Annotated in this window: 23 protein-coding genes; 14 read left to right on the top strand and 9 right to left on the bottom strand. The window is 71.7% G+C overall.

The window, feature by feature from the left end; translation table 11 throughout:
• Positions 1-69 precede the first annotated feature (69 nt).
• Positions 70-1,269, top strand: coding sequence for a quinolinate synthase NadA (gene nadA, locus CPH93_RS25485; protein ID WP_093648860.1), 1,200 nt, complete (start codon positions 70-72; stop codon positions 1,267-1,269).
• A gap of 220 nt (positions 1,270-1,489) precedes the next feature.
• On the opposite strand, the gene CPH93_RS25480 is transcribed toward nadA, so the two are convergent.
• A complete protein-coding gene (locus tag CPH93_RS25480) occupies positions 1,490-1,936 on the bottom strand; it encodes a hypothetical protein (protein WP_096214194.1) in 447 nt (148 codons plus the stop codon).
• 125 nt (positions 1,937-2,061) lie between these two features.
• The gene (locus CPH93_RS25475; protein WP_231977478.1) at positions 2,062-2,400 is read right to left on the bottom strand and encodes a hypothetical protein; all 339 of its coding nucleotides are present in this window, start codon (positions 2,398-2,400) and stop codon (positions 2,062-2,064) included.
• Between the two features lie 120 nt (positions 2,401-2,520).
• Here CPH93_RS25475 and CPH93_RS25470 point away from each other — a divergent pair, with 120 nt between their 5' ends.
• Entirely contained in the window at positions 2,521-3,357 is an 837-nt protein-coding gene (locus tag CPH93_RS25470) for a helix-turn-helix domain-containing protein (RefSeq protein WP_096214193.1), read from the top strand.
• Positions 3,345-3,548: a DUF397 domain-containing protein gene (locus CPH93_RS25465; RefSeq protein ID WP_096214192.1), complete on the top strand. Its 204-nt coding sequence runs from the start codon at positions 3,345-3,347 to the stop codon at positions 3,546-3,548. Before CPH93_RS25470 ends, CPH93_RS25465 begins: the two co-directional genes overlap by 13 nt.
• A 123-nt stretch (positions 3,549-3,671) precedes the next feature.
• Here the strand turns inward: CPH93_RS25465 and CPH93_RS25460 are convergent, their stop codons facing one another.
• The 5 genes from CPH93_RS25460 to CPH93_RS25440 all read right to left on the bottom strand — a co-directional run bounded on the left by CPH93_RS25460 (position 3,672) and on the right by CPH93_RS25440 (position 10,301).
• Positions 3,672-6,935 carry an efflux RND transporter permease subunit gene (locus CPH93_RS25460; RefSeq protein WP_096214191.1) on the bottom strand — a complete coding sequence of 1,088 codons (3,264 nt, stop codon included), beginning with the start codon at positions 6,933-6,935 and terminating at the stop codon, positions 3,672-3,674.
• A 174-nt stretch (positions 6,936-7,109) separates the two neighbouring features.
• Positions 7,110-7,796: a response regulator gene (locus tag CPH93_RS25455; RefSeq protein WP_093648865.1), complete on the bottom strand. Its 687-nt coding sequence runs from the start codon at positions 7,794-7,796 to the stop codon at positions 7,110-7,112.
• Positions 7,793-9,076 carry a sensor histidine kinase gene (locus CPH93_RS25450; RefSeq protein ID WP_093482793.1) on the bottom strand — a complete coding sequence of 428 codons (1,284 nt, stop codon included), beginning with the start codon at positions 9,074-9,076 and terminating at the stop codon, positions 7,793-7,795. The genes CPH93_RS25455 and CPH93_RS25450 overlap by 4 nt, the downstream gene beginning before the upstream one ends.
• 104 nt (positions 9,077-9,180) lie before the next feature.
• The gene (gene pspAA, locus CPH93_RS25445) at positions 9,181-9,459 is read right to left on the bottom strand and encodes a PspA-associated protein PspAA (protein WP_006606071.1); all 279 of its coding nucleotides are present in this window, start codon (positions 9,457-9,459) and stop codon (positions 9,181-9,183) included.
• A gap of 56 nt (positions 9,460-9,515) precedes the next feature.
• Positions 9,516-10,301 carry a PspA/IM30 family protein gene (locus CPH93_RS25440; RefSeq protein WP_040899421.1) on the bottom strand — a complete coding sequence of 262 codons (786 nt, stop codon included), beginning with the start codon at positions 10,299-10,301 and terminating at the stop codon, positions 9,516-9,518.
• Positions 10,302-10,653: 352 nt separating this feature from the next.
• Between CPH93_RS25440 and CPH93_RS25435 the strand changes: the two genes are divergently transcribed.
• Complete coding sequence (locus CPH93_RS25435) at positions 10,654-11,250, top strand: DUF3043 domain-containing protein (RefSeq protein WP_006606069.1); 597 nt, start codon at positions 10,654-10,656, stop codon at positions 11,248-11,250.
• A 75-nt stretch (positions 11,251-11,325) separates the two neighbouring features.
• Here CPH93_RS25435 and CPH93_RS25430 read toward each other — a convergent pair whose 3' ends face one another.
• Positions 11,326-11,541, bottom strand: a complete 216-nt coding sequence (locus CPH93_RS25430) for a hypothetical protein (protein ID WP_093482794.1) — start codon at positions 11,539-11,541, stop codon at positions 11,326-11,328.
• A 161-nt stretch (positions 11,542-11,702) separates the two neighbouring features.
• Between CPH93_RS25430 and CPH93_RS36955 the strand changes: the two genes are divergently transcribed.
• The 5 genes from CPH93_RS36955 (at position 11,703) to CPH93_RS35900 (ending at position 17,693) form a co-directional block, all read left to right on the top strand.
• A complete protein-coding gene (locus CPH93_RS36955; RefSeq protein ID WP_231976957.1) occupies positions 11,703-13,115 on the top strand; it encodes a bifunctional adenosylcobinamide kinase/adenosylcobinamide-phosphate guanylyltransferase in 1,413 nt (470 codons plus the stop codon).
• 105 nt (positions 13,116-13,220) lie between these two features.
• A complete protein-coding gene (locus CPH93_RS25415; RefSeq protein WP_096214190.1) occupies positions 13,221-13,976 on the top strand; it encodes a class I SAM-dependent methyltransferase in 756 nt (251 codons plus the stop codon).
• A gap of 16 nt (positions 13,977-13,992) precedes the next feature.
• On the top strand, positions 13,993-15,039 hold the full coding sequence (gene cobT, locus CPH93_RS25410) for a nicotinate-nucleotide--dimethylbenzimidazole phosphoribosyltransferase (RefSeq protein ID WP_093482796.1): 1,047 nt from the start codon (positions 13,993-13,995) through the stop codon (positions 15,037-15,039).
• 144 nt (positions 15,040-15,183) lie between these two features.
• Positions 15,184-16,947 (top strand): phosphatidylglycerol lysyltransferase domain-containing protein, encoded by a 1,764-nt coding sequence (locus CPH93_RS25405; protein ID WP_093482797.1) that lies wholly within the window; start codon positions 15,184-15,186, stop codon positions 16,945-16,947.
• Entirely contained in the window at positions 16,944-17,693 is a 750-nt protein-coding gene (locus CPH93_RS35900; protein ID WP_159395055.1) for a hypothetical protein, read from the top strand. The genes CPH93_RS25405 and CPH93_RS35900 overlap by 4 nt, the downstream gene beginning before the upstream one ends.
• Here the strand turns inward: CPH93_RS35900 and CPH93_RS25395 are convergent.
• Complete coding sequence (locus CPH93_RS25395) at positions 17,668-18,405, bottom strand: hypothetical protein (protein WP_093482798.1); 738 nt, start codon at positions 18,403-18,405, stop codon at positions 17,668-17,670. The two genes, CPH93_RS35900 and CPH93_RS25395, sit on opposite strands and share 26 nt — an antisense overlap.
• Positions 18,406-18,514: 109 nt before the next feature.
• Here CPH93_RS25395 and CPH93_RS25390 point away from each other — a divergent pair, with 109 nt between their 5' ends.
• From CPH93_RS25390 to CPH93_RS25370, 5 genes are all read left to right on the top strand, one after another.
• Complete coding sequence (locus CPH93_RS25390) at positions 18,515-19,309, top strand: adenosylcobinamide-GDP ribazoletransferase (protein ID WP_096214189.1); 795 nt, start codon at positions 18,515-18,517, stop codon at positions 19,307-19,309.
• 190 nt (positions 19,310-19,499) lie between these two features.
• Complete coding sequence (locus tag CPH93_RS25385; protein ID WP_096214188.1) at positions 19,500-21,044, top strand: leucyl aminopeptidase; 1,545 nt, start codon at positions 19,500-19,502, stop codon at positions 21,042-21,044.
• A 371-nt stretch (positions 21,045-21,415) separates the two neighbouring features.
• Complete coding sequence (lpdA, locus tag CPH93_RS25380) at positions 21,416-22,804, top strand: dihydrolipoyl dehydrogenase (RefSeq protein WP_093482801.1); 1,389 nt, start codon at positions 21,416-21,418, stop codon at positions 22,802-22,804.
• Positions 22,805-22,856: 52 nt separating this feature from the next.
• Entirely contained in the window at positions 22,857-24,611 is a 1,755-nt protein-coding gene (sucB, locus tag CPH93_RS25375) for a 2-oxoglutarate dehydrogenase, E2 component, dihydrolipoamide succinyltransferase (RefSeq protein WP_096214187.1), read from the top strand.
• Positions 24,612-24,740: 129 nt separating this feature from the next.
• Entirely contained in the window at positions 24,741-25,364 is a 624-nt protein-coding gene (locus CPH93_RS25370) for a GntR family transcriptional regulator (protein WP_093482803.1), read from the top strand.
• Positions 25,365-25,619: the final 255 nt, after the last annotated feature.

Below are 25,619 nucleotides of genomic sequence, written 5' to 3'. Positions count from 1 at the left end.
AGCAGCTATGATAGATAGCGTCAAATAGACGAAAAGGCTTGTGCAAGAGCCGTCTGCAGAAAAGAGAGGGTGCGTGTTGTGACCACCGCCCAGCCCCTGGACGTCCAGCCGACCCCGCTGGCCCTGCTCCTCCTCGGCCGCGAGGCCGACCCGAAGAGCGAGCGCGGCGTGGAGTGCCCCGGCGATCTGCCGGCTCCGTCGGACCCCGATCTCGTCGAGCGCGCCCGCGCGGCCAAGGCGAAGCTCGGGGACAGGGTCTTCGTCCTGGGGCACCACTACCAGCGCGACGAGGTCATCGAGTTCGCCGATGTCACCGGCGACTCCTTCAAGCTCGCGCGGGACGCCGCCGCCCGGCCGGACGCCGAGTACATCGTCTTCTGCGGTGTGCACTTCATGGCGGAGTCGGCCGACATCCTCACCGGCGACGACCAGCAGGTCGTCCTCCCCGACCTGGCCGCCGGCTGCTCGATGGCCGACATGGCCACCGCCGAGCAGGTCGCCGAGTGCTGGGACCAGCTCACCGAGGCCGGTATCGCCGAGCAGGTGGTGCCCGTCTCGTACATGAACTCCTCGGCCGACATCAAGGCCTTCACCGGCAAGCACGGCGGCACGATCTGCACGTCCTCCAACGCCAAGCGGGCGCTGGACTGGGCCTTCGCGCAGGGCGACCCCGCGACGAGCAAGGTCCTCTTCCTGCCGGACCAGCACCTCGGCCGCAACACCGCCGTCCGTGACCTTGGCATGTCCCTGGACGACTGCGTGGTCTACAACCCGCACAAGCCGAACGGCGGCCTGACCGTCGAGCAGCTGCGCGCCGCGAAGATGATCCTGTGGCGCGGCCACTGCTCGGTGCACGGCCGCTTCTCGCTCGACTCGGTCAACGACGTCCGGGCCCGTATCCCCGACGTCAACGTCCTCGTCCACCCCGAGTGCAAGCACGAGGTCGTGGCGGCGGCGGACCAGGTCGGCTCGACGGAGTACATCATCAAGGCCCTGGAGGCCGCCCCGCGCGGCTCGAAGTGGGCCATCGGCACCGAGCTGAACCTCGTCCGCCGGCTGGCGAACCGCTTCGCCGCGGAGGACAAGGAGATCGTCTTCCTCGACAAGACGGTCTGCTTCTGCTCGACGATGAACCGCATCGACCTCCCCCACCTGGTGTGGGCGCTGGAGTCCCTCGCCGCCGGCAAGGTCGTCAACCGCATCGAGGTCGACAAGGAGACCGAGAGCTTCGCGAAGCTGGCGCTGGAGCGGATGCTGGCGTTGCCGTAGCCGACGTTGTCGGGTGGGTCCCACGTTGTCGGCTTTCCCGCCGTGGGTGTTTCTCGCCGTTGCGCCTGCGGCGGGCCAGGTGGGTGTCGGGTGCGGTGACGGACCTCCGGGGCCTGGTGTGTGGACTGCTTCGCTTTACGTCCACACACCAGGCCCCTCCGGCCCGCCCCCTCCCGTTGTGGGAAAAGTGGAACGTCGGTGGGGGCCTGCGCCGGACCGGCTACTCAAGCGTCCAGCGGACCTTGTCGCCGCCCTTGATCGCGGTGTGGCAGGGACCCTTCGTGATCTTCTTCTCGTTCACGTACGCGTTCCACTTCTTGGTGCCGCTCGCGGCGTCGCCGTGGATCTCGGTGACGACATAGTCCTGGGTGGCGGTGTCCCAGCGCGCCTGCACCCCGCCGAGGCCGTAGATCTCGTCGGCGTCGACCAGGGCCGTCAGGGGCGTGGGGCTGATGCCGTCGGCGGCGCAGTAGAAGCCACCGAAGAGGGTGCGCGGGCCCGTCCGGACGAGTCCCACGCTGGCGGTGTAGGAGCCGCCGGTCACGCCGACGCGCACCCGGACGTCGCCGGGGGCTGCGGTGGCGGGCGGCGCGACCGCGAGGGCCAGGGCCAGGACGAGTCCGGCAGCGGTTACGGGGGCGGCCCCGCGGGCCAGGAGGGACGGCACGCTCGGTCACCTTTCGTCGGTTCGGCAGCACACGTCACGAAACCAGCACTCCCGGTGATCGGCGAGAGGTGCACCGCCGAATGCGTACGCCGCACCGCGCGCAGGCCGGAGTGGGTGCCGGCGGGTCACAGATAGAGCTGCCGTCGGCAGACGCGGCAGCAGGTCCGGCCCTCGCACAGCCTGGTCTCCCCGTGGTCGCACGGCTCCGGCAGCCGGTCGCCCCGGCTGACCGCGATCCGTAACACGTCCCGCAGCGCCGCGTGGAGGTCCGCACCTGGCCCGGCGGGCAGCACCTCGGTTTCGTTCAGCAAGGCCTCGGCCGCCGCGAGCAGCTCACCCTCGACCACGTCGGCCAGTACGGAAAGGCGACTGTCGGGGTCATCCGTGCTGAGGTAGCACGGAGCGCCGTCCGGCCTGGTCCACGGCAGCAGCCGGGGCGGCGAACCCTCGAACATCTGACTCATTTCCTTCACGTCGGCCATCCTCATTACCGTGTGTATCGCCACCGCCACCCTGTGGGACATGGCCTCAACGCGGGTGCTCCGTCCCCCTGTTGAGCCCGGGACGACCGAGAGCTGACGCACATGAAGTTCACCTCGAAGGAACTGAGCCCCTACCTGTCCGCCCGCCACTACTTCGGCTCCGAACAGCGCCGCCACCGCGAGCGCGCACGGCTGTCGCTGGTGCAGCTGGCGGACATCGTCAACTTCAGCAAGAGCACGCTGGCGCGCGTCGAAACGGCGGAGTTGATGCCTCCGCCGGAACTGCCGTCCGCGCTCGACGCGGCGTTCGGTGTGGAGGAGTACTTCCACGGCCTGTTCCAACTGGCCAAGAAGGAAGCGCATCCGGATCAGTACCGGCGCTTCATGGACTTCGAAGCCCGGGCTGAGGTGATCGAGGTCTACGAGCCGCAGGCCGTACCTGGGTTGTTGCAGACGAGGGAGTACGCGCGAGCGTCGCTGGGCTGTCAGGAGGACTTGACCAAGGAACAGGTCGAAGAGCGCGTCAACGCCCGGCTGTCCCGCCAGGAGCGCTTGCACTCGGACTCCCGGCCCTATCGGTGGGCGATCCTCGACGAGGCTGTGCTCCGGCGGCCGGCAGGCAGCAGGGAGTGCATGTACAAACAACTGGCTTGGCTGCTCGAACAGGTGGATACTCCCCACAGTATGGTGCAGGTCATGCCGTTCTGCTTGGGTCACTACCCGCTGATGGGCGGCGCGCTGAATCTGCTGACACTTCCCGACGGCTCCGCCGTCGCCTACGAAGAGGGCATCGAGGCCGCGCATCTCCACGAGGGTCCGGAAGCCGTGAAGAAGTGGCGGCGCCGCTATGAGGTGTTGCGTGCGAACGCCCTCTCCCCGGCGGCGTCAGCGGAGCTGATCCGAAAGGCCATGGAGGTCTACAAGCCATGCGACACATAACCGAGTTGAGCGCGGCCCGCTGGCGCAAGAGCACCTACAGCAACACCAACGGGGGCAGCTGCGTCGAGGTCGCCGACGACTTCCCCGGACTCGTCCCCGTCCGCGACAGCAAGAACCCCCACGGCCCGGCCCTCCTCATCCCGGCCGCGGCCTGGACGGCGTTCGTGGATTCCCTCAAGGGCCGGAGCTAGACCTGCCGTTCGGCCCGTCCCGGCGCAGCGCCGGGACGGGCCGGGGCACGGGGACCGCCCAACGCGATGCCCCCGCAAGCACCAGCCTGCGGGGGCATCGTGTCTTCGCCCGGCGCGTCGTCGTCAGACGGTTGCCGGCTCCGGGGTGCGGTCGTCCTTCCCGGCCTGCGGGCCGGAGGTGTCGTTCCGCTTTGTGGCCTTCTTCTTTGCTCGGCGCTCCTTGCGGAGTTCGATCATTGCGTAGAGCGTCGGGACGAGGAGGAGGGTGAGGAGGGTGGAGGTGATCAGGCCGCCGATCACGACCACGGCGAGCGGCTGGGATATGAAGCCGCCGTCGCCCGTGATGGACAGCGCCATCGGGAGCAGCGCCATGATCGTGGCGAGGGCGGTCATCAGGATCGGGCGGAGGCGGTGGCGGCCGCCCTCGATGACCGCCTCCACGACGCCGTAACCCTGCGACCGGTACTGGTTGATGAGGTCGATCAGCACGATGGCGTTGGTGACCACGATGCCGATCAGCATCAGCATGCCGATCATCGCCGGGACGCCCAGCGGGGTGCCGGTGGCGACCAGCAGGCCGATCGCTCCGGTGGCCGCGAAGGGGATCGAGACGAGGAGGATCATCGGCTGGATCAGCGAGCGGAAGGTGGCCACCAGGAGCATGAAGACGATGGCGATGGCCGCCAGCATGGCCAGGCCGAGCGAGGAGAACGCGTCGGACTGGTCCTGGGAGACGCCGCCGATCTTCGCGGTGGCACCGTCCGGCAGCTTCAGCGCATCGATCTTCTTCTGCAGCTCGGCGCTGACCGCACCGGTGTTGTCGCCGGTCGGCTTGGCGGTGACGGTCGCCGAGCGGGCGCCGTCGATCCGGGTCATCTGGACCGGGCCGGGGACGGTCCGGACGGTGGCGAGGCTGCTGAGCTTGGCCGGGCCGGACGGGGTCGGGACGGCCAGGTTCTTCAGGTCGGCCTCGGTGGTGGCCGGGTGGGCCGCCTTGATGACGATGTCCCGCTCGGTGTCGTCCAGGACGGCCTTGCCGCTCTCGGTGCCGCGGACCGCCTGGGTCACCGCCGCGCCGAGCGTGGTCTGGTCGTAACCGGCCGCCGCCGCCTTGGCGTTGGGCTTCACCGAGATCCGCGGCACGCTCTCGGAGAGGTCGCTCTTGACGTCGGTGACGTGGTCGAGACCGGCCACCGCCTTGCGGACCTGCTCGTTGGCCTGCTTCAGGACGCCGGCGTCACCGGCCTTGACGACCACGCTCAGGTCCTGGTTGCCCATGCCGCCGCCGGTGCTGAAGGTGGTGTCGCCGATGGACGGGCCGAGCTTGTCGAGGCCGGCCCGCAGATCGTCGGTGACCTTGCCGGAGTCCGCGGAGTCCTTCAGCTTGAGCTGGTAGGAGGCCTGGTTGGCGCCGGTGCCGCCGCCGAAGGCCGCCATGAAGCCGGACGAGCCGACGGTGACCTGGTAGTCGGCGATGTCGTCGTTGGACCCGAGCAGCTTCTCGACCTTCTTGGCCTGCTTGTCGGCCGCGTCCAGGCTGGTGCCGGGCTTGAGTTCCTGCTTGAGGGTGAGGGTGTTCTGGGAGCCCTGGTCGAGGAAGTTGGTCTTGAGCAGCGGGCCCATGCCCATGGTGCCGAGAAGGATCACCACGGCGATGACCAGGCTGGTGAACCGGCGGCGGGTGGCGAACCGCAGGACCGGGACGTACAGGCGCTGGAGGGGGCTCTTGGCCTCCTTCTCCTCCGCCGCGCGGCGCAGGTCGTCCACGGTGGTGCCCTCGGGGACCTTCGGGGCGCGCAGGAACCAGTACGACAGCACCGGAACGACCGTCAGGGAGACGATCAGGGAGGAGAGCAGGGCAACCGTCACCGTCAGCGAGAAGGAGCCGAACAGGGCGCCGATCATGCCGCCGACCACACCGATCGGCAGGAAGACCGCGACCGTGGTGAGGGTGGACGAAGTGATCGCTCCGGAGACCTCCTTGACGGCGGAGAGGATGGCCTCGCGCCGCTCCTCGCCGTAGCCCAGGTGCCGCTTGATGTTCTCCAGGACGACGATGGAGTCGTCGACGACGCGGCCGATCGCGATGGTCAGCGCGCCGAGGGTGAGCATGTTGAGGGAGAGGTCACCGGTCCACAGCACGATCAGGGTGATGACGACCGAGAGCGGGATGGAGACCGCGGTCACCAGGGTGGAGCGCAGGCTGAGCAGGAAGACCAGGATGACGATGACCGCCATGGCGAGGCCGAGCAGGCCCTCGGTGGTCAGCGAGTCGATCGACTTGGAGACCTGCGGGCCCTGGTCGGAGGCGACCGTGAGGTGGGTGCCCTTGCCCAGGTCCTTACGGATCTTGGGGAGCTTGTCCTTGACCGCGTCGGAGATGGCGACGGCGCTGCCGTCCTTGTCCATCGTCACGTTCACACCGAGGCTGGGCTTGCCGTTGGTGCGGGTGAGGGAGGTCGGGGTGGCCTGCTCTTCCTTGACGGTGGCGACATCGCCGAGGCGGACCGGCTGGCCCGCACGTCCGCCGCCCGCAGCCGGACCGCCGCCTGCGGAGGCACCGGCACCGGCTCCGGCTCCGGCTCCGCCACCTGCCGACGGGCCGCCGCCCGCGGAGGCACCCGCACCTGCGCCGCCGCCCGCGGACGGGGCCAGGGTCAGGTCCTTGATCTGTGCGACGGAGGTGAAGCCCGCGCCGACCTGAACGGTCTTGCTCTTGCCGCCCTCGGCGAACGAGCCGGCGGGCACCGACGTGCCGCCGTTCTGCAGCGCCTGACCTAGTGCCTGGGCGCTCAGCCCGGCCGCGGCGAGCTTCTTGTCGTCGGGGGTGACCGCGACGATCCGGTCCTGGACGCCGTCCACGGTGACCTGGCTGACGCCGTCGATGTTCTTCAGGTCCGGTACGACGCTGCGGTTGAGCTGGTCGGCCAGCGTCTGCTGGTCCTTGGAGTCGGAGGAGACGGCGAGGACCACGGTGGGGATGTCGTCGGTCGAGCCGGACACCACCTGCGGGTCGACGTCCTTGGGCAGCTTGGCGCGGGCCCGGTTCACGGCCTGCTGGACGTCGGCGACCAGGCGCTTGGAGTCATTGCCGTAGTCGAACTGCGCCATGATGACGCCCGAGCCCTCGCTCGACGTCGAGGTGACGGACTTGATGCCGTCGACCCCCTGGACGCCGTCCTCGAGCGGTTCGATCACCTGCTTCTCGACGACGTCGGGCGAGGCACCCTGATAGGGCGCCAGGACGGACACCATCGGGAGTTCGATGGAGGGCAGGAGCTGCTGCTTGAGCTGTGGGATCGCGATGGCGCCGAAAGCGATCGCCACGATCGACATCAGCGCTATCAGGCCCCGTTGTACGAGGCTGAGGCGGGACAGCCAGGACATGGTGGGGTCAACTCTCTTCTGTTCCGAAAGGGCGGCGGGGCCTGCTCAGGCCCGACGACAGGGGCCTTTACAGCCCACCTCAACCTTCCGGCATGCCCTGGCCGGTTTTCCTCGCTCGCAGGTCGGTTTCCGGGCCGGGGGGTGTACCGCGTTCGGAGTACCTTTACTCCACCCTTACTGCACCCGTGGGCGTACGAGTCCGGACTCGTAGGCGATGACCACCAACTGGGCGCGGTCGCGGGCCCCGAGCTTGGCCATCGCGCGGTTGACGTGCGTCTTGACGGTGAGCGGGCTGACCGCGAGCTGTTCGGCGATCTCGTCGTTGGACAGCCCGCCGGCCACCAGCGTCAGCACCTCCCGCTCCCGGCCGGTCAGCGTCGCCAGCCGCTCGGTGCCCCGCCCGGTACGCTCGCCGTCACCCGAACTCCCGCCCTGCGCAAGGAACTTGGCGATCAGCCCCTTGGTCGCGACCGGTGACAGCAGCGCCTCACCGGCCGCCGCGATCCGGATGGCATGCAGCATCTCGTCCGGTTCGGCGCCCTTGCCGAGGAAGCCGCTGGCGCCGTTGCGCAGCGACTGCACCACATAATCGTCGGCCTCGAACGTGGTCAGGATGACCACCCGGACCTCCGTGAGGTCGGGGTCCTCGCTGATCATGCGGGTGGCCGCCAGGCCGTCGACGCCGGGCATCCGGATGTCCATCAGGACGACATCGGGGCGCTCGGCCCGGGTCAGCTCGTACGCCCGGGCGCCGTCGGAGGCCTCCCCCACCACCCGCATGTCCGGTTCGGAGTCCACCAGCACCCGGAACGCGCTGCGCAGCAGCGCCTGGTCATCGGCGAGCAGCACCTTGATCGTCATGTCGTCTCCCCCGTACGGACGGTCTGCAGTGGAAGGGTCACCCGCACCTGGAAGCCGCCGGCCGCGCGGGGGCCGGTCACGACGGTGCCGCGCAGCGCGAAGACCCGCTCGCGCATCCCGATCAGGCCGTGGCCGCCGCCGGGCTCGTCCGGCTCCGCGGCCGGCCGCTCGCCGCCCTTCTGGCGCGGTACGCCGGCCCGGCCGGCGCCGTCGTCCAGGACGGTCACGGTCAGCGCGGTGTCGGTGTGGACGATCCGTACCGTGGCACGGGCGCCCTCCCCGGCGTGCTTGTGGACGTTGGTCAGCGCTTCCTGGACCACACGGTAGGCGGTGAGGTCGGCGGAGGCGGGCAGCGGCCTCGGCAGCGGCGGGATCTCCAGGTCGACGGGGATCCCGGCGCGGACGAACCCGTCGACGAGCTGGTCGAGGACGCCCAGGCCCGGGGCCGGCTCGGTCGGTGCCTTCGGGTCGTCGGACTGCCGCAGCAGCCCCACGGTGGTGCGGAGTTCCTCCAGCGCGGAGCGGGACGCCTCGCGGACGTGCGCCAGCGCCTCCTTGGCCTGGTCGGGGCGGTTGTCCATGACGTGCGAGGCGACCCCGGCCTGGACGTTGACCAGAGCGATGTGGTGGGCGACGACATCGTGCAGCTCGCGGGCGATCCGCAGGCGCTCCTCGGCGACCCGGCGCCGGGCCTCCTCGTCGCGGGTGCGCTCGGCGCGTTCGGCGCGCTCCCGTATGGCGTCGACGAAGGCGCGGCGGCTGCGGACCGCGTCACCGGCCGCCGCGGCCATGCCCGTCCAGGCGAATATCCCGATGTTCTCCTGGGCGTACCAGGGGCGGGGCCCGTAGAGCATCGCGGCGGCGGTCAGCACGACGACGGTCAGCGCGCCCACCCGCCAGGTGGTGGGGCGGTCGGTGCGGGAGGCCAGGCCGTACAGGGCGATCACGGTGGCGGCAGCCACCGGGGCCCCCGGGGAGCCGGTGCGGGTGAGCAGTTCGGCGAGGGTGAGCAGGACCGTCGCGGCCAGGACGGTGCGCGGCAGCCGGCGGCGCAGGACCAGGGCGGCGCAGGCCAGCGCGGCCAGCACCACGGCGGTGGCGGACAGTTCGTGGCGGACGAACCGTTCGCCGTGCGAGCCGTGCGGACCGGCCATCGCGCCGAACAGGATGCACCCGAAGACGGCGACGGCCACGGCGGCGTCCCATGCGCGCGGATGCGTGCGGTGCCACTGGAAGCGGCCGGCGCGCGACGGGTCCGGGCGGGGATCGAGGAGGCTCACAAGAGCAAACGGTAGCGCCCCGGTCCCTTCGGGGGGACCGGGGCGCTGTGCGCTGGAGTGCTGTGCGCTGGAGCGGAGTGACCGGGGCGGGGGCCCGCCGGGGATCAGCCCGGGATCAGGCCGTCGTCGCTGAGCATCTCCCGGACCTCGTCGAGCGAGGCCTCCGGGGACGGCAGGATGAGGGCGGACGGTTCGAGGGCGTCGTCGGGGAGCGGCGTGCCCAGGCGGCGCACCGCGTCCAGCAGGGCGCCGAGGGTGCGCCGGAAGCCTTCTTCGTCGCCGCTCTCCATCTCGGCGAGCAGCTCATCGTCCAGCTTGTTGAGCTCGGTGAAGTGGGCGTCGTCCAGCTTCACCTGGCCCTCCCCCATGATCCGTACGATCACGACGGTCTCCCTTGGTCCGGTCCGACGATCCTTGCGAGGCTAGCCGCCGCGGACCGTCACTGCTTGTCGAAACGCGGCTGGTCCTGCTGCGGGGCGGGCTTCGCCTCGCCGTTCTGGCCGCTCTCGATGGCCTGCTGGCCGGCGGACGAGCCGCCCGAGAGTTCGGCCTTCATCCGCTGCAGCTCCAGTTCGACATCGCTGCCGCCGGAGAGCCGGTCCAGCTCGGCGGTGATGTCGTCCTTGGCCATGCCGGACGGGTCGTCCAGCGCGCCGGAGGCCATCAGCTCGTCGATGGCACCGGCCCTGGCCTGCAGCTGCGCGGTCTTGTCCTCCGCGCGCTGGATGGCCATGCCGACGTCGCCCATCTCCTCGGAGATGCCGGAGAAGGCCTCGCCGATCCGGGTCTGCGCCTGGGCGGCGGTGTACGTGGCCTTGATGGTCTCCTTCTTGGTACGGAAGGCGTCGACCTTGGCCTGCAGGCGCTGGGCGGCGAGCGTGAGCTTCTCCTCCTCGCCCTGCAGCGTCTGGTGCTGCGTCTCCAGGTCGGTGACCTGCTGCTGCAGCGCGCTGCGCCGGGTCAGCGCCTCACGGGCCAGGTCCTCGCGGCCGAGCGCCAGCGCCTTGCGGCCCTGGTCCTCCAGCTTGGCGGACTGGCCCTGGAGCTGGTTGAGCTGCAGCTCCAGGCGCTTGCGGGAGGTCGCCACGTCGGCGACCCCGCGGCGCACCTTCTGCAGCAGCTCCAGCTGCTTCTGGTACGAGTAGTCGAGGGTCTCGCGCGGGTCTTCGGCCCGGTCCAGGGCCTTGTTGGCCTTCGCGCGGAAGATCATCCCCATCCGCTTCATGACACCATCGCTCATGGGCCTCGCGCGCCCCCTTCTGACCCGGGTCGCCCCGGGCTTAGGCTCCAGCACATCTACAGACCCCACAGTACGGGCCCTGGTTCCATTACCGCACTGTTCGCGCCCGGATGCGCTCCTCCTCCAGGACGATCGCGGGCGCCCTGCCTCCCGCGCAGGGAGTAGGGAGAGTCCGGACAACCGGCGGGATGTCCGCTCTGCCCCGGTAGGTGTCCGCTCCGACCCGGTCAGCGGGGTGGGTGGTCCCCGTGCGGCGGGGCCGTCGGAGGGGGTCCGTTGCCGGATCGTGCCCGTCGGACCATGGCCCTACCGCGGCGAGCACGTACTCTTGGGTTTTGTGTTCCGAAGCCGTTCGAAGGATGAGCAGGCCGCGACCGCCAAGGTGACCGCGGACCAGCCCCAGCAGCCCCGCGATCCGCAGGCCCCCAAGGGCCGGCCGACGCCCAAACGCAACGACGCGCAGTCCCAGCGCCGCTCCCGCGCGCACACGCCGGCCAACCGCAAGGACGCGGCCAAGGCCCAGCGTGAGGCCCGCCGTGCCGACATGGCCCGTCAGCGCGAGGCGCTGGCCAACGGCGATGAGCGGTATCTGCCGGCGCGCGACAAGGGGCCGGTGCGCCGCTTCGCGCGGGACTATGTCGACTCCCGCTGGTGCGTCGCCGAGTTCTTCCTGCCGATGGCCGTGGTGATCCTGGTGCTCACCATGATCCGGGTGCCGTCGATCCAGAGCATCGCGCTGCTGCTGTGGCTGGTGCTGATCGTGCTGATCGTGCTCGACTCGGTGCTGATCTGGTTCCGGCTGAGCAAGCGGCTGCAGGAGCGCTTCCCGAACGAGAACCTCAAGGGTGTGAAGGCGTACGCGGTGATGCGGACGCTGCAGATGCGGCGGCTGCGGCTGCCGAAGCCTCAGGTCAAGCGGGGTCAGCGACCCTAAGGCCAGTTCTTGTGCTGACTGATACGCCGCGCGGCCGGCCCCTCTGTGGGGTCCGGCCGCGCGGCGTGTGCGGTCTCAGCCCTCGGCGTCCGCGTGCAGGCTCATCGGGCCCGCGTAGACCTCCGTGCCGTCCTCGAAGAGCCTGACCTGGTCGACGCCGCCTTCGAGGAGGGCCTTCCACTCCTCGCCGATCCAGGACTCCGCGTCGCCCTGCGTGGTGAACTCCTCCGGCTGTACGGCGGGCGCCGCCTCCGCACCGTCCGCCGTCTCGAACCGCCACGTCCACGCCATGTCCGCCTCCTGGATCCCACCGGGTACGAGTCCGTGCCACCGCGGAACGGGTGCTGCCACGTTGCGCGGTGCCATGATTCCGTGCTGATCGGCAGCCTAACGGCCGTGTCGAGTCCGCCCCCGCCGCGCTCACCGCGGCCGGACGCGAGAAACTCGGCGGTGTGGATGTGACTCTCCTCGGCACCGGGGCCCCGCAGGGGCTGCCGCGGCCCGGCTGCCCGTGTGCCGCCTGCGCGACCGCCGTCGGCGACGAGGCGCGGGCGGCGACCGCGCTGCTCGTCGACGGCGTGCTGCTGATCGATCTGACGCCGGGGCCGGCCTTCGCGGCCGCCCGGGCCGGGCGGTCGCTGGCGGGCGTGCGGCAGGTGCTGCTCTCGCATCCGCACGACGGCCCGGCGATGGAGGTGCCCGCCGGGCTGCCGCAGCCGGGGCGGGTCGCGGACGGGCGGGAGCTGGCCCTGCTCGACGGGCACCGGGTGCGGGCCCTCGCGGTGGACGGCCCGGGGACCGGCTACGAGATCTCCGGAGCCGACGGCGAGCGACTGCTGTATCTGCCGCCGGGCGCGGCACCGGCCGGGCTGGGCAACGGCACCGGCCGGGCGGCGGGCGGCGGTGCCGGGGGCCAGGGCGGCGCGGTGCCGTACGACCTGGTGCTGCTCGACGTGCTGGGGCGGCCGGACGCGCTGGCCCGGCTGCGGGCGGGCGGCCTGGTCGACGCGGCGACGGATGTGGTCGCGGTGCACGTGGACCACGGCGTGCCGCCGGGGCCCGAGCTGCACCGCCGGCTGGCCGCGGTGGGCGCCCGGGCGGTGGCGGACGGCAGTTCGCTGGTGGTCGGCGAGTATCACGCGGTGCCGGATCTGCCGCGGCGGACGCTGGTGCTGGGCGGGGCGCGCAGCGGGAAGTCGCTGGAGGCGGAGCGGCGGCTCGCGGCCTTCCCGGACGTGGTGTACGTGGCCACCGGGGGGACCCGGGACGGCGACGAGGACTGGGCACAGCGGGTCTCGCTGCACCGTGAGCGGCGCCCGAGCAGCTGGCGGACGGTCGAGACCTGCGATCTGGTGCCGCTCCTGGAGGCCGGGATCGGGAGGTCGGGGAAGGACGTCGCGGCGCCGGGCAGCGAGGCCGGGGGACCAGGGGAGGAAGCCCGGGCGCCGGGTACGGAAGCCGCGGGTCAGGGCGCCGGTGCCGGGTGGCCGGGGGCGGAGGCCGCCGGGCCCGCCGCGGGTGCCGGGACCGGCCGGGCGCCCGATGCGTCGCCGCTGCTCATCGACTGTCTGGCGCTGTGGCTGACGCATGTCATGGACGAGGTCGGGGCGTGGGACGACGCGACCTGGGAGGCCGGTGGCCGGCGGGCGCTGCGGGAGCGGGCCGATGCGCTGGTGGCGGCGGTGCGCGCGACCCGGCGGCCGGTGGTGGCGGTCAGCAACGAGGTCGGCTCCGGGGTCGTCCCGGCGACCCCGGCGGGCCGCCGGTTCCGCGACGAACTGGGGCGGCTGAACGCGGCGTTCGCCGCGGAGTGCGAGCAGGTGCTGCTGGTCGTCGCGGGCCAGGCGCTTGCGCTGCGTGGATGACGGATGCCGGGTGGGACCGTGTCCGCTTGCGCTGCGTGGATGACGGATGCCCGGTGCGGTCCGTGTCCGCTTGCCCTGGGGGCGCGGCGCCGGTGCTCTTGAGCGGTGAGCGAATCCGAGCGGACCGAGACCGAAGCGCCGGCCGGGTGTGCCGCGGCGCCCGCCCGGGACCCGGGGGCGCGCGGGCGGCGTTTCGACGCGGCCGTGCGGGCCTATCTGGTGCGGCATCCGCAGGCGACGGTGGTCGCACTCGGGGAGGGCCTCGACACCGGTTTCTGGCGGCTGGACAACGGGCGGCTGACCTGGCTGACGGTGGTGGTGCCGGAGGCCGCCGCGGTGCGCCGGATACTGCTGCCGGACGGGCCCCGGCGGCGTACGGTCGCCTGCCCGGCGGGCGACCACGGCTGGCTGGACGCGGTGCAGGAGCCGCAGCACGGGGTCGTCATCACCGCGCCGGGGGTGCTGATGCGGCTGCCGCCGGCGACGGTACGGGCGCTGCTGGCGGCGTGTGCGGAGCGGTTTCCCGGTGGTGCGCTGGTTTTTGACGCCCTGCCACGGCTGACCGCGGCCCTCGCCCGGCGGGCCGCGGCCGGGACGGGCGGCGGCCGGTGGGCGGCTCCGGTGCGCTGGGGGCTGGACCGCGGCCAACTGCCGCGGCTGGCCGGTGCGCACCCGGGCATCGCCGCGGTGCACGAGGTCGCGCCGGTGCCGGCAGCGGGCCCGCCGTGGCGGTGGACGGCGTACGGCCTGCCGTCGTGGCTCGGGCAGCGGGCCCCGGTGCGGGCGCTGGCGCCCCTGGTGTGCGAGGTGCGGTTCGCGGCCGCCCGATCCCCCCGACGTGCCTCGTCAGCGGTGAGTTGACGGTAATCTGCGCCCAATGAGCGCCCTGAACCTCGATGACTTCGCCCACCTGATCGAGCGCCCCGACGGCGGGGTGCGCCGTGCCGCCGAGGAGCGGCGGGCGCGCCTGTCCGTGCCGCCGGGGGCGCTCGGCCGCCTCGACGAGCTGGGCGAGTGGCTGGCCGCCGCGCAGCAGCAGGTTCCGGTACGGCCCGTCGAGCGGCCGCGGGTGCTGCTGTTCGCGGGCGATCACGGGGTGGCGCAGCTGGGCGTCTCGGCCCGGCCGGCGGGGTCCACCAGGGATCTCGTACGGGCCGTGCTGGACGGTACGAGCCCGGCGGCGGTGTTGGCCCGTGGTGTGGGGGCGCAGCTGCGGGTGGTCGATCTGGCGGTGGACTGCGACCCCGAGGAGCTGCCCGAGGAGGTCACCCGGCACCGGGTGCGGCGCGGTTCGGGGCGGATCGACATCGAGGACGCGCTGACGGCCGAGGAGGCCGAGGCGGCGTTCCGGGCCGGGATGGCCCTGGCGGACGAGGAGGCGGACGCCGGCACCGATCTGGTGGTGCTGGGCGATCTGAGCGTCGGCGGGACGACGGCCGCGAGCACCCTGATCGCCGCGCTGTGCGGTACGGACGCCTCGGTGGTCACCGGGCGCGGCGGTGCCCCCATCGACGATCTGGCGTGGATGCGCAAGTGCGCGGCGATCCGCGATGCGCTGCGGCGGGCCCGTCCGGTGCTCGGCGACCAGCTGGAGCTGCTGGCCGCGGTCGGCGGCGCGGATCTGACCGCGATGACCGGCTTTCTGCTGCAGAGTGCGGTGCGCCGCACCCCGGTGATCCTGGACGGGGTGGTCTCGGCGGCCTGTGCGCTGGTGGCGCAGCGGGTGGCGTTCCGGGCGCCGGACTGGTGGGTGGCCGGGCAGGCGAGCGGGGAGCCCGCGCAGGCGAAGGCGCTGGACCGGATCGCGCTCAACCCTTTGCTCGACCATGGCGTCACTGCTGGCGAGGGGACGGGGGCGCTGCTCGCCCTGCCACTGGTGCAGGCGGCCGCGGCCCTGGCGGCAGAGCTGCCCGTGCGCGACTGACCCGGCACCGGCCCACCGTGGCCGGCACCGTACGAAGCGACCGGAGAGGCGCCCCTCGTGGGCGCCTCGCTGCTTCCTGCCGTACCGGACCACCGGTGTGCGCCCCATAAGATCGCGCTTTACACGTTTTATGGGAGACATCGCTTGAGTCCGGATGAAGGCCGCCCGCGCGGTCGATGGTCACAGCGTGGTGCCGGGTTCGGTATCTGGTATCTGCGCACGGTCACGTTCCTCAATTTCCTGAGTGCGGTGTGGGTGTCGTTCGGCAACGACATCCGTCGGCACAACATCGCGGAATTCTTCACTCCGTATCTGCTGACGGCGGGCTTCGCCTCCGGCGCCTTCTCGCTCTTCCTCTCCGTCACCCTGCGGCGGCGCAAGCGGGCGGCGTGGATTTTGAATCTGGTGCTCTCCGGTCTGCTGGTGCTGCTGTTCGCCCTCGGGATGGCCACGGTCCCGGAGTTCCGCGCACCTGTGCAGAACTGGGTGTCGCTGGGGCTGACCGTGCTGTTCGTCGCCGCATTGGTGGTCGGGCGCCGGGAGTTCTACGCCAAGGGCGACCGCTCGAATCCGAAACTGGCGGCGGCGGTCGCGGCCGGCGGCCTGCTGGTCACCTCGCTGCTCGCGGCGCTGCTGGTGAGTGTCACCAACACCGCGGACGGTTCCTCGACGTTCGTACAGCGCTGGCGCTACGGCCTGATGCGGCTGGTGTCGCTGGCCGCCGACGACCGTGCGTTCCCGGAGATCGCCACCCCGAACTGGGTCAATGTCGCGATCAATGTGCTGAGCACGCTGCTGCTGGTCGCGGTCCTGTGGGCGGCGTTCCGCTCCGTACGCCGCACCGAGGCGCTCACCGCGGACGACGAGGAGCGGCTGCGCGGTCTGCTGGCGCGGCACGGCGACCGTGACTCGCTGGGCTACTTCGCGCTGCGCCGCGACAAGAGCGTGCTGTTCTCCCCCAGCGGCAAGGCCGCGGTCACCTACCGCGTGGTGGGCGGGGTGTCGCTGGCCTCCGGGGACCCGCTGGGCGACCCCGAGGCCTGGCCCGGCGCCATCGAGGGCTGGCTGGCCGAGGCGCGGGAGCACGGCTGGGCGCCGGCCGTGATGGGCGCGAGCGAGGAGGGCGGCACGATCTACGCCCGGCACGGGCTGGACGCGCTGGAGCTCGGCGACGAAGCGATCGTGGAGACCGCGGAGTTCACGCTGGCCGGGCGGGCGATGCGCACCGTACGGCAGGCCTACAACCGCATCGAGCGGGCCGGTTACACGGTCCGGATCCGCCGGCACGAGGACATCCCCGCGGAGGAGATGGACCGGCTGCTGCATCTGGCCGACGACTGGCGCGACGGGGAGACCGAGCGCGGTTTCTCGATGGCGCTGGGCCGGCTCGGGGATCCCGGGGACGGGCGCTGCGTGATGCTGGAGTGCTACGACGGCGGCGCCGGCGAGGAAGGCGGGGAACTGCGGGCGCTGCTCAGTTTCGTCCCGTGGGGCGCAAAGGGCCTTTCGCTGGATCTGATGCGGCGGGAGCGGAACTCCGAGAACGGGCTGATGGAGTTCATGGTGCTGGAGCTGATCCAGCGCGCGAAAGAGGTGGAGATCACGCAGCTCTCACTGAACTTCGCGATGTTCCGTTCCGTCTTCGAACGTGGATCGCGGCTCGGCGCGGGCCCGGTGCTGCGCCTGTGGCGCTCACTGCTCAGCTTCTTCTCCCGGTGGTGGCAGATTGAATCGCTCTATCGCGCCAATGCGAAATACCGGCCCATCTGGGAGCCGCGGTACCTGCTCTTCGAAAAGAGCACCGATTTGCTGCGGATCGGAATCGCCGCGGCCCGTGCGGAAGGTTTTCTGGAAGCACCCGGACTGCCCAAGTGGCTGAACCGCAAGCACCTGGAGAACGTGAGATGAGCGAGGCCGGGGCGGGGCGGGAGGTCCCTGCGCCGGGGCCCGGGGAGACGTCCGCCCTGCGCCGCGCCGCGCGCGCCGAGTGGGGCCCGCTGTTGTGGACGGTGCGGTCCGCGCTGGCCACGCGGAGGCTGCGGGCGATTCCGGTGACGCTCGCCGCCGTCTGTCTGACCCTGGTCTTCCAGCTCGTACAGAACCAGGCCTGGGGCTATCGGGCGGTGCAGGACATCGGCTCCGTCCAGGCCTGGGAGCACCTGTGGGTGGCGCTGCTGCGCACCCCGCTGTCGCTGTTCGTGCCCGCGCTGGACCTTCCGGTGTGGGGTGCGCTGGCGCAGATCCTGGTGGTCTTCGGGATCGCGGAGATCTGTGTGGGCTGGCGGCAGACGCTGGGCGTCGCCTACCTGGCCACGCTCGCCGGGACGATGTACGCCCGGATCGGCATCTGGATCGGCCCGGAGAGCCCCATCGGGCTGCCCGACTCGGACAAGTACGTGATCGACACCGGGCCTTCGGCGGCCGTGGTGGGGCTGGCGGTGTACGTGTGCTGGCGCCATCGCGCGTGGTTCACCTGTGCCGTGGTGGTGGCCTCGATGGTCGTCGAGGTGGTGTTCATCAAGAACAACCTGGCGGGCAAGGAGCATGTCGCGGCGGCCCTGGTGGTGCTGGCGGTGTGTCTGCTGCAGGAGGTGTGGCAGCCGCACAAACCGCCGGGCTTCCAGCGCGTCAGCGGCTGGGAGCACCCCCGATGAACTGCTCGACCTTGCGGCGCAGCCCCGACCAGCGGCGGTCGTGACGGACGGCGCGGACCCGGGCACGGGCCCGCGCCTTCGGCCGGTTGCGGTACAGGCGCCGGGCCCAGAGCGAGTGCGGCCGGGCCAGCCGGATCGCCCCGAACAGCGCGACGAACGGCACGAAGATGCCGATGACCGCCATCCGGCCCTTGCCCTTGGCGAGCGCGACGAGCACGAAGAGGAAGTTGACCGCCACGGTCCGTACGACGGTGAAGCGGTCCGTCGACTCCTCCGGAGTCACCTCGTTGACGCCGAACGGCAGGAAGCCGCCGAGGATCAGGGCGACCAGGGCGGCGGTGAGGAGGACGATCTCGACGCTCTTGGTCCCCTCCTCGGTCCAGTACACGTCGTCCAGATGCAGGATCAGCGCGAACTCGTCCAGGACGAGGCCCACTCCCATGCCGAAGAGCACCGCCGCGACACCGGAACCGAAGCCGCGCCGGCCGCCGGCGAGCGCGATGAAGCCGCCGAGGACCATCAGCACCACGCCGGGCACGACATGGTGCACATGGACGCCGCCCGGGCTGATGTTGCGGAACGGTCCCCGGCCCGCGCGGATGAGCCGGGTGATGACGCGGGTGACGAGGAAGGTCAGCACGAAGGAGGCCAGGGCGAGCAGCAGCGGCAGCTTCCCCGGCTCGACGATGTTGCGGTACCACCAGTGGCCCATCCCACACGCTCCCGGTTTGCCGCACAATGTTCTGGAGCAACCATTAGGCCCCCTCCCGGTGCCCGGGACCGGCAGCCAAACGCCGCCGGCGCCCGGATAGCCTGCCGCGGTGACCGAGACCTCCGCTCCCCCGTCCCCCTCCGACGCCCTGCGCTTCGCGTTCGGGACGCTGACCGTACTGCCGGTGCACGTCACCCGCTGGGACCGGGCGGCGGCGCGCGGCGGGATGCTCTGCGCACCGCTGGCCGGCCTGGTCGTCGGGCTGTGCGCGGCCGCCGTCGGCGGTGCGCTGCTGCTGCTCGGCGGCAGTCCGCTGCTGGCCGCGGTCGGCACCGCCGCGGTGCCCGCGGTGCTCACCCGCGGACTGCATCTGGACGGGCTCGCCGACACCGCCGACGGCCTGGGCAGCGGCAAGTCCGCCGAGGACGCCCTGCGCATCATGAAGCAGTCCGACATCGGCCCGTTCGGGGTCCTCACGCTGCTGTTCACCCTGCTGGCACAGGTGGCCGCGCTGTCCGGGCTGTACGCCGGGGGCTGGGCGCGCGGCGCGGCCGCGGCGGCGGTCGCCGCGGTGACCGCGCGCACCGCGCTGACCCTCGCCTCCCGCGCGGGGGTGCCGGCCGCCCGTCCGGAGGGGCTGGGCGCGGCGGTCGCGGGAACGGTTCCGGCGCGGGCGGCGCTGGTGTGCGCGGCGGTGGTGGCCGCCGGATGTGCGGCGGCCGGCGCCGCGTTCGGCCCGTACGGCGCGCTGCGCGCCGCCCTCGCGGCGCTGGCCGGCCTCGGGCTCGGCGAGCTGGTGCTGCGGCACTGCCGGCGGCGGTTCGGCGGGGTGACCGGCGATGTGTTCGGGGCGCTCGCGGAGAGCGCCGGCCTCACGGCGCTGCTGGCGCTGGCACTGGGCTGACGGCCGCACACATCTCCCAACTCGCCCTGAACTCACCGCAGTTGGCCCGTCACGGCACCGTCCTCCGGGGCGACCGTCATCGCCGGTGTGCCAGTGGACGGGGTCCCGCGGCGCCGCCGAGCGTAGGCTCGGCCGCAGCAGCGCGCTGCGCGCAGACGGATTCCCCGGACGGAACAGGACCCTTATCACCGTGACTGCACTGACCCTCAGTACTTCTTCCGCCGCAACGGTGCGTGCGGATGCCGTCGTCGTCGGCGTGGCCAAGGGCGCCAAGGGCGTCGTTGTCGCCCCCGGCGCGGAGGCCGTGGACAAGGCCTTCGGCGGCAAGCTCGCCGCTGTGCTGGAGACCCTAGGTGCGAGTGGTGCCGAGGGCGAGGTGACCAAGCTGCCCGCCGCCGACGGCCTCAAGGCTCCGGTCGTGCTGGCGGTCGGCCTGGGCGACGCCCCGGCCAAGGGCGACGGCTACGACAACGAGGCGCTGCGGCGCGCCGCGGGCAGCGCCGCCCGCGCCCTGTCCGGCACCAAGAAGGCCGGCTTCGCGCTGCCCGTCGAGGACGCCGAGGCGGCCGCCGCGGTGAGCGAGGGCGCGCTGCTCGGCGCCTACGCCTTCACCGCGTACCGCAGCAACGGCAACGGGTCGAGCGCCAAGGGCGGCAAGCAGAACGACGCCAAGTCGGCGCCGCTCGGCGAGGCCGCGATCCTCGGCGGGAAGCCGCGCGACAAGGAGTTCAAGGCGGCCGCCGAGCGCTCCGTGGCGCTGGCCGAGGAGATCAACCGCGCCCGCGATCTGATCAACACGCCCTCCAACGACCTCGACCCGAAGTCCTTCGCGGCCCAGGCCCAGGCCGCCGCCAAGGAGTTCGGCCTCAAGGTCGAGGTGCTGGACGAGAAGGCGCTCAAGAAGGGCGGCTACGGCGGCCTGATGGGCGTCGGCCAGGGCTCCGAGACCCCGCCGCGGCTGGTGCGGATCGCGCACACGCACCCCAAGGCGGACAAGACCCTGGCGCTGGTCGGCAAGGGCATCACCTACGACTCGGGCGGCATCTCGCTCAAGCCGGCCGGCCACAACGAGACCATGAAGTGCGACATGAGCGGTGCGGCCGCCGTGTTCGCCGCGGTCGTGGCCGCCGCCCGCCTCGGCCTGAAGGTGAACGTCACCGGCTGGCTGGCGCTCGCCGAGAACATGCCGTCCGGCTCGGCCACCCGCCCCGGCGACGTGCTGACCATGTACAGCGGCAAGACCGTCGAGGTGCTCAACACCGACGCCGAGGGCCGGCTGGTGCTGGCCGACGCGCTGACCCGCGCCTCGGAGGAGACCCCGGACGCGATCGTGGACGTCGCCACCCTGACCGGTGCCATGGTGCTCGCCCTGGGCAACCGCACCTTCGCGGTCATGGCCAACGACGACGCCTTCCGCACCTCGATCCACGAGATCGCGGAGGAGGTCGGCGAGCAGTCCTGGCCGATGCCGATGCCGTCCGAACTGCGCAAGGGCATGGACTCGCCGGTCGCCGACATCGCCAACATGGGTGAGCGGATGGGCGGCGGCCTGGTCGCCGGCCTCTTCCTCAAGGAGTTCGTCGGCGAGGGCATCACCTGGGCCCACCTCGACATCGCGGGCCCGGCCTTCCACGAGGGCGCGCCCTGGGGCTACACCCCCAAGGGCGGCACGGGATCCGCGGTCCGCACCCTGGTCCGGCTGGCGGAGCGCACCGCCGCGGGCGACCTGGGCTGACGTTCCCACGAGGGCTTTTCCGCCCTCTTGCCCGCTTCATCCCCAAGGCCCCGGGCCTCCCGCCCGGGGCCTTGGGTGCGTGTTCGGTCACATTCGCCCTCGACGAAATCCGTACGCCCGCCATCACCGCCCTTCCCAGGCGGCGCTTTGCGCCACTGCACCATTTGTACGCACCAGTAACCCCTACGAGGCGGTTGATCACCGTCTTACAGCCCGGCCCGCCGTCCCGGCTCCACGGAACAAGTGCGAAGATGGGTTCTCGGCAGGACAGGGCCCCCCTTACCCAGGGCCGAAGTTAAAGCGGCCGAACAACAGCCGCGGTCCGGTCATCGAGGACCGGTTCCGGCGCACCCATGCATGGAGGACGTGACGTGGCGAACGACGCCAGCACCGTTTTCGACCTAGTGATCCTCGGCGGCGGCAGCGGTGGTTACGCCGCGGCTCTGCGCGGGGCGCAGCTGGGCCTGGACGTCGCCCTGATCGAGAAGGGCAAGGTCGGCGGTACCTGCCTGCACAACGGCTGCATCCCCACGAAGGCTCTGCTGCACGCCGGTGAGATCGCCGACCAGGCTCGCGAGAGCGAGCAGTTCGGTGTCAAGGCCACTTTCGAGGGCATTGACATCAAGGCGGTCCACAAGTACAAGGACGAGGTCATCTCGGGCCTGTACAAGGGCCTGCAGGGCCTGATCGCCTCCCGCAAGGTGACGTACATCGAGGGCGAGGGCCGGCTGTCCTCCCCGACCTCCGTCGACGTGAACGGCCAGCGTGTCCAGGGCCGCCACGTCCTGCTGGCGACCGGCTCGGTGCCGAAGTCGCTGCCGGGCCTGGAGATCGACGGCGACCGCATCATCTCCTCGGACCACGCGCTGACGCTGGACCGCGTGCCGAAGTCCGCGATCGTGCTGGGCGGCGGCGTCATCGGCGTCGAGTTCGCCTCGGCGTGGAAGTCCTTCGGCACCGACGTGACCATCGTCGAGGGCCTCAAGCACCTCGTCCCGGTCGAGGACGAGAACAGCTCCAAGCTGCTGGAGCGGGCCTTCCGCAAGCGCGGCATCAAGTTCAACCTCGGCACCTTCTTCGACAAGGCCGAGTACACCACCGACGGCGTCAAGGTCACCCTCGCCGACGGCAAGACCTTCGAGGCCGAGGTGCTGCTGGTCGCGATCGGCCGCGGGCCGGTCTCGGCGGGCCTGGGCTACGAGGAGCAGGGCGTCGCGATGGACCGCGGCTACGTCCTCGTCGACGAGTACATGCAGACCAACGTGCCGACCATCTCGGCCGTGGGTGACCTCGTTCCCACCCTCCAGCTCGCGCACGTCGGCTTCGCCGAGGGCATGCTGGTGGCGGAGCGGCTGGCCGGTCAGAAGACCGTGCCGATCGACTACGACGGCGTGCCGCGCGTCACGTACTGCCACCCCGAGGTCGCTTCGGTGGGCATCACCGAGGCCAAGGCCAAGGAGCTGTACGGCGCCGACAAGGTCGTCGCGCTGAAGTACAACCTTGCCGGCAACGGCAAGAGCAAGATTCTCAAGACCACGGGCGAGATCAAGCTCGTCCAGGTCAAGGACGGTGCCGTGGTCGGCGTCCACATGGTCGGTGACCGTATGGGCGAGCAGGTCGGTGAAGCCCAGCTGATCTACAACTGGGAAGCCCTGCCGGCCGAGGTTGCGCAGCTCGTGCACGCGCACCCGACGCAGAACGAGGCCCTCGGCGAGGCCCACCTGGCCCTCGCCGGCAAGCCTCTCCACTCCCACGACTGATCACAGTCCGGGCGCGACCACATCCGCACATTCGATAGGAGCAACTGAAACCATGGCGGTTTCCGTAACCCTTCCGGCGCTCGGCGAGAGCGTCACCGAGGGCACCGTCACCCGGTGGCTGAAGGCCGAGGGCGAGCGCGTCGAGGTCGACGAGCCGCTGCTCGAGGTGTCGACCGACAAGGTCGACACCGAGATCCCGGCCCCGGCCGCTGGTGTCCTGTCCGCCATCAAGGTGGCCGAGGACGAGACCGTGGAGGTCGGCGCCGAGCTGGCCGTCATCGACGACGGCACCGGCGCACCTGCCGCTGCCCCGGCTCCGGCCGCCGCTGAGGCGCCCGCCGCCCAGCCGCAGCCCGAGCCCACCCCGGCCCCGGCCGCCGAGGCCCCCGCCCCCGCCGCTGCCCCCGCGGGCGGCGCCGAGGGCACGGACGTCGTCCTCCCCGCGCTCGGCGAGAGCGTCACCGAGGGCACCGTCACCCGCTGGCTGAAGGAGGTCGGCGAGGAGGTCTCGGCCGACGAGCCGCTGCTGGAGGTCTCCACCGACAAGGTCGACACCGAGATCCCCGCCCCGGCCTCCGGCACCCTGCTGGAGATCGTCGTCGGTGAGGACGAGACCGCCGAGGTCGGCGCCAAGCTCGCCGTCATCGGTGCCAAGGGCGCGGCTCCGGCCGCCGCTCCGGCCCCGGCCGCCCCGGCCCCCGCCGCCGCTCCGGAGGAGCCCGCCCCGGCCCCGGCCCCGGCTCCGGCCGCTGCTGCCCCGGCGCCCGCCGCTCCGGCTCCGGCCCCCGCGCCGGCTCCGGCCGCTGCTCCGGCTCCGGCCGCCGCTCCGGCTCCGGCTCCCGCCCCGGCTGCCGCCCCCGCCACCCCGGCCCCGGCCGCTGGTGAGGGCGCGTACGTCACCCCGCTGGTGCGCAAGCTCGCCGCGGAGAGCGGCGTCGACCTCGCCACGGTCAAGGGCACCGGTGTCGGTGGCCGCGTCCGCAAGCAGGACGTGATCGCCGCCGCGGAGGCCGCCAAGGCCGCCGCGCCCGCTGCCGCCGCCGCTCCGGCCGCGTCGAAGGCCCCGGCCATCGAGGCGTCCCCGCTGCGCGGTCAGACCGTCAAGATGCCGCGGATGCGCAAGGTCATCGGCGACAACATGATGAAGGCCCTGCACAGCCAGGCGCAGCTGACCTCCGTGGTCGAGGTGGACATCACCAAGATCATGCGGATGCGCAACCAGGCCAAGGACGCCTTCGCGCAGCGTGAGGGCGTCAAGCTCTCCCCGATGCCGTTCTTCGTCAAGGCCGCTGTCCAGGCGCTGAAGGCCCACCCGGTCGTCAACGCCCGGATCAACGAGGACGAGGGCACCATCACCTACTTCGACACCGAGAACGTCGGTATCGCGGTGGATGCGGAGAAGGGCCTGATGACCCCGGTCATCAAGGACGCCGGTGACCTCAACATCGCCGGTATCGCCCGCAAGACGGCGGACCTGGCGGGCAAGGTCCGCGCGAACAAGATCACGCCCGACGAGCTGTCCGGTGCGACCTTCACCATCAGCAACACCGGTTCGCGCGGCGCCCTGTTCGACACCGTCATCGTGCCCCCGAACCAGGTCGGCATCCTGGGCATCGGTGCCACCGTCAAGCGCCCGGTGGTCATCAACCACCCGGACCTCGGCGAGACCATCGCGGTGCGCGACATGACCTACCTCGCGCTCTCCTACGACCACCGTCTGGTGGACGGCGCCGACGCCGCCCGCTACCTGACCACGGTCAAGCAGATCCTGGAGGCCGCCGAGTTCGAGACCGAGATCGGTCTCTGAGTTCGTAGTCGTGTAGCAGGGGCCGGCCCCGGTCCGTACAACATCCGTACGGACCGGGGCCGGCCCTTGTGCATACCGCGGTCACGGATAATGGCCCCCTCGTCACCCCCCGCTCTGAAGGAGCACCCCATGACCCCGCCCGTCGTCCATTCGCTGCGCGAGCAGATCCGCGAGCACATCCTCGAGGGGATCGTCAGCGGCCGCTGGCAGCCGGGCGAGCGGATCGTCGAGCGGCGGATCGCGGTGGAGCTGGAGGTCAGCCAGACGCCCGTACGGGAGGCGCTGCGCGAGCTGGAGTCGCTCCAGCTGATCGAGTCGGCACCGAACAAGGGCGTCCGGGTGCGGAATCTGACCGCGGACGACCTCAAGGAGAGCTATCCGGTGCGGGCCGGGCTGGAGCAGGTGGCCGCCGAGCTGGCCGCCGGCCGGCTGGCCGAGGACACCGCGGCGCTGGAGCGGGAGGTGGCGGCGCTGCGCGAGGCGGACCGGGCCGGTGACGGGGAGGCGCAGGTGCGGCACACGGTCGCCTTCCACCGGGAGATCGTGCGGGCGGCCGGCAACTCCGTGCTGCTGCACACCTGGGAGTCGCTGGGCATCGAGGTCTGGACGACGCTGTCGATCCGCTGGTTCAGCCCGGAGCCGCGCTCGCACGCCCAGGACCACCAGGAGATCGTGGATGCCTTCCGGCGGCGCGACCCGAAGATCGGCGCCTTGCTCAAGTCGCACGTGCTGAGCTGCGCACCTCGGGTCTGAGGGGCGTCCCGGAGGGGGCGACAGGACGCCTCCCGGACGGGGCGACCGGACCGCTCCCGGACGGGGTGACCGGGCCCCTTTCGGACGGGGCGAGCGGAGCCCATTCGACTGGCACGCGGTGCCCAAAAATGCGGCACCCCGTGCCGACCTGCGGTTTTTCCTTCGTTGAGCGTTGATCGATCATCGATCAGAGGCGTATCGTCCTCCTCGGGGCGCGACAACCCTGCCTGCCGAACTCGTAGGGGGTGTCGTCGA

Origin of the sequence: Streptomyces sp. 2323.1 (assembly GCF_900221035.1) — a bacterium.
Classification (GTDB): domain Bacteria; phylum Actinomycetota; class Actinomycetes; order Streptomycetales; family Streptomycetaceae; genus Streptomyces; species Streptomyces sioyaensis.
Note: the sequence above shows the minus strand (reverse complement) of the source record. Positions and strands in the feature narration are given on the sequence as shown.

Excerpts from the sequence above, each read along its gene's own strand:
- CPH93_RS25475 (WP_231977478.1), bottom strand. The coding sequence starts at position 2,400 with ATGAGTCAGATGTTCGAGGGTTCGCCGCCCCGGCTGCTGCCGTGGACC.
- CPH93_RS25470 (WP_096214193.1), top strand. The coding sequence starts at position 2,521 with ATGAAGTTCACCTCGAAGGAACTGAGCCCCTACCTGTCCGCCCGCCAC.
- CPH93_RS25465 (WP_096214192.1), top strand. The coding sequence starts at position 3,345 with ATGCGACACATAACCGAGTTGAGCGCGGCCCGCTGGCGCAAGAGCACC.
- CPH93_RS25460 (WP_096214191.1), bottom strand. The coding sequence starts at position 6,935 with ATGTCCTGGCTGTCCCGCCTCAGCCTCGTACAACGGGGCCTGATAGCG.
- CPH93_RS25455 (WP_093648865.1), bottom strand. The coding sequence starts at position 7,796 with ATGACGATCAAGGTGCTGCTCGCCGATGACCAGGCGCTGCTGCGCAGC.
- CPH93_RS25440 (WP_040899421.1), bottom strand. The coding sequence starts at position 10,301 with ATGAAGCGGATGGGGATGATCTTCCGCGCGAAGGCCAACAAGGCCCTG.
- CPH93_RS25430 (WP_093482794.1), bottom strand. The coding sequence starts at position 11,541 with ATGGCGTGGACGTGGCGGTTCGAGACGGCGGACGGTGCGGAGGCGGCG.
- cobT (WP_093482796.1), top strand. The coding sequence starts at position 13,993 with ATGAGCGCCCTGAACCTCGATGACTTCGCCCACCTGATCGAGCGCCCC.
- CPH93_RS35900 (WP_159395055.1), top strand. The coding sequence starts at position 16,944 with ATGAGCGAGGCCGGGGCGGGGCGGGAGGTCCCTGCGCCGGGGCCCGGG.
- CPH93_RS25395 (WP_093482798.1), bottom strand. The coding sequence starts at position 18,405 with ATGGGCCACTGGTGGTACCGCAACATCGTCGAGCCGGGGAAGCTGCCG.
- sucB (WP_096214187.1), top strand. The coding sequence starts at position 22,857 with ATGGCGGTTTCCGTAACCCTTCCGGCGCTCGGCGAGAGCGTCACCGAG.
- CPH93_RS25370 (WP_093482803.1), top strand. The coding sequence starts at position 24,741 with ATGACCCCGCCCGTCGTCCATTCGCTGCGCGAGCAGATCCGCGAGCAC.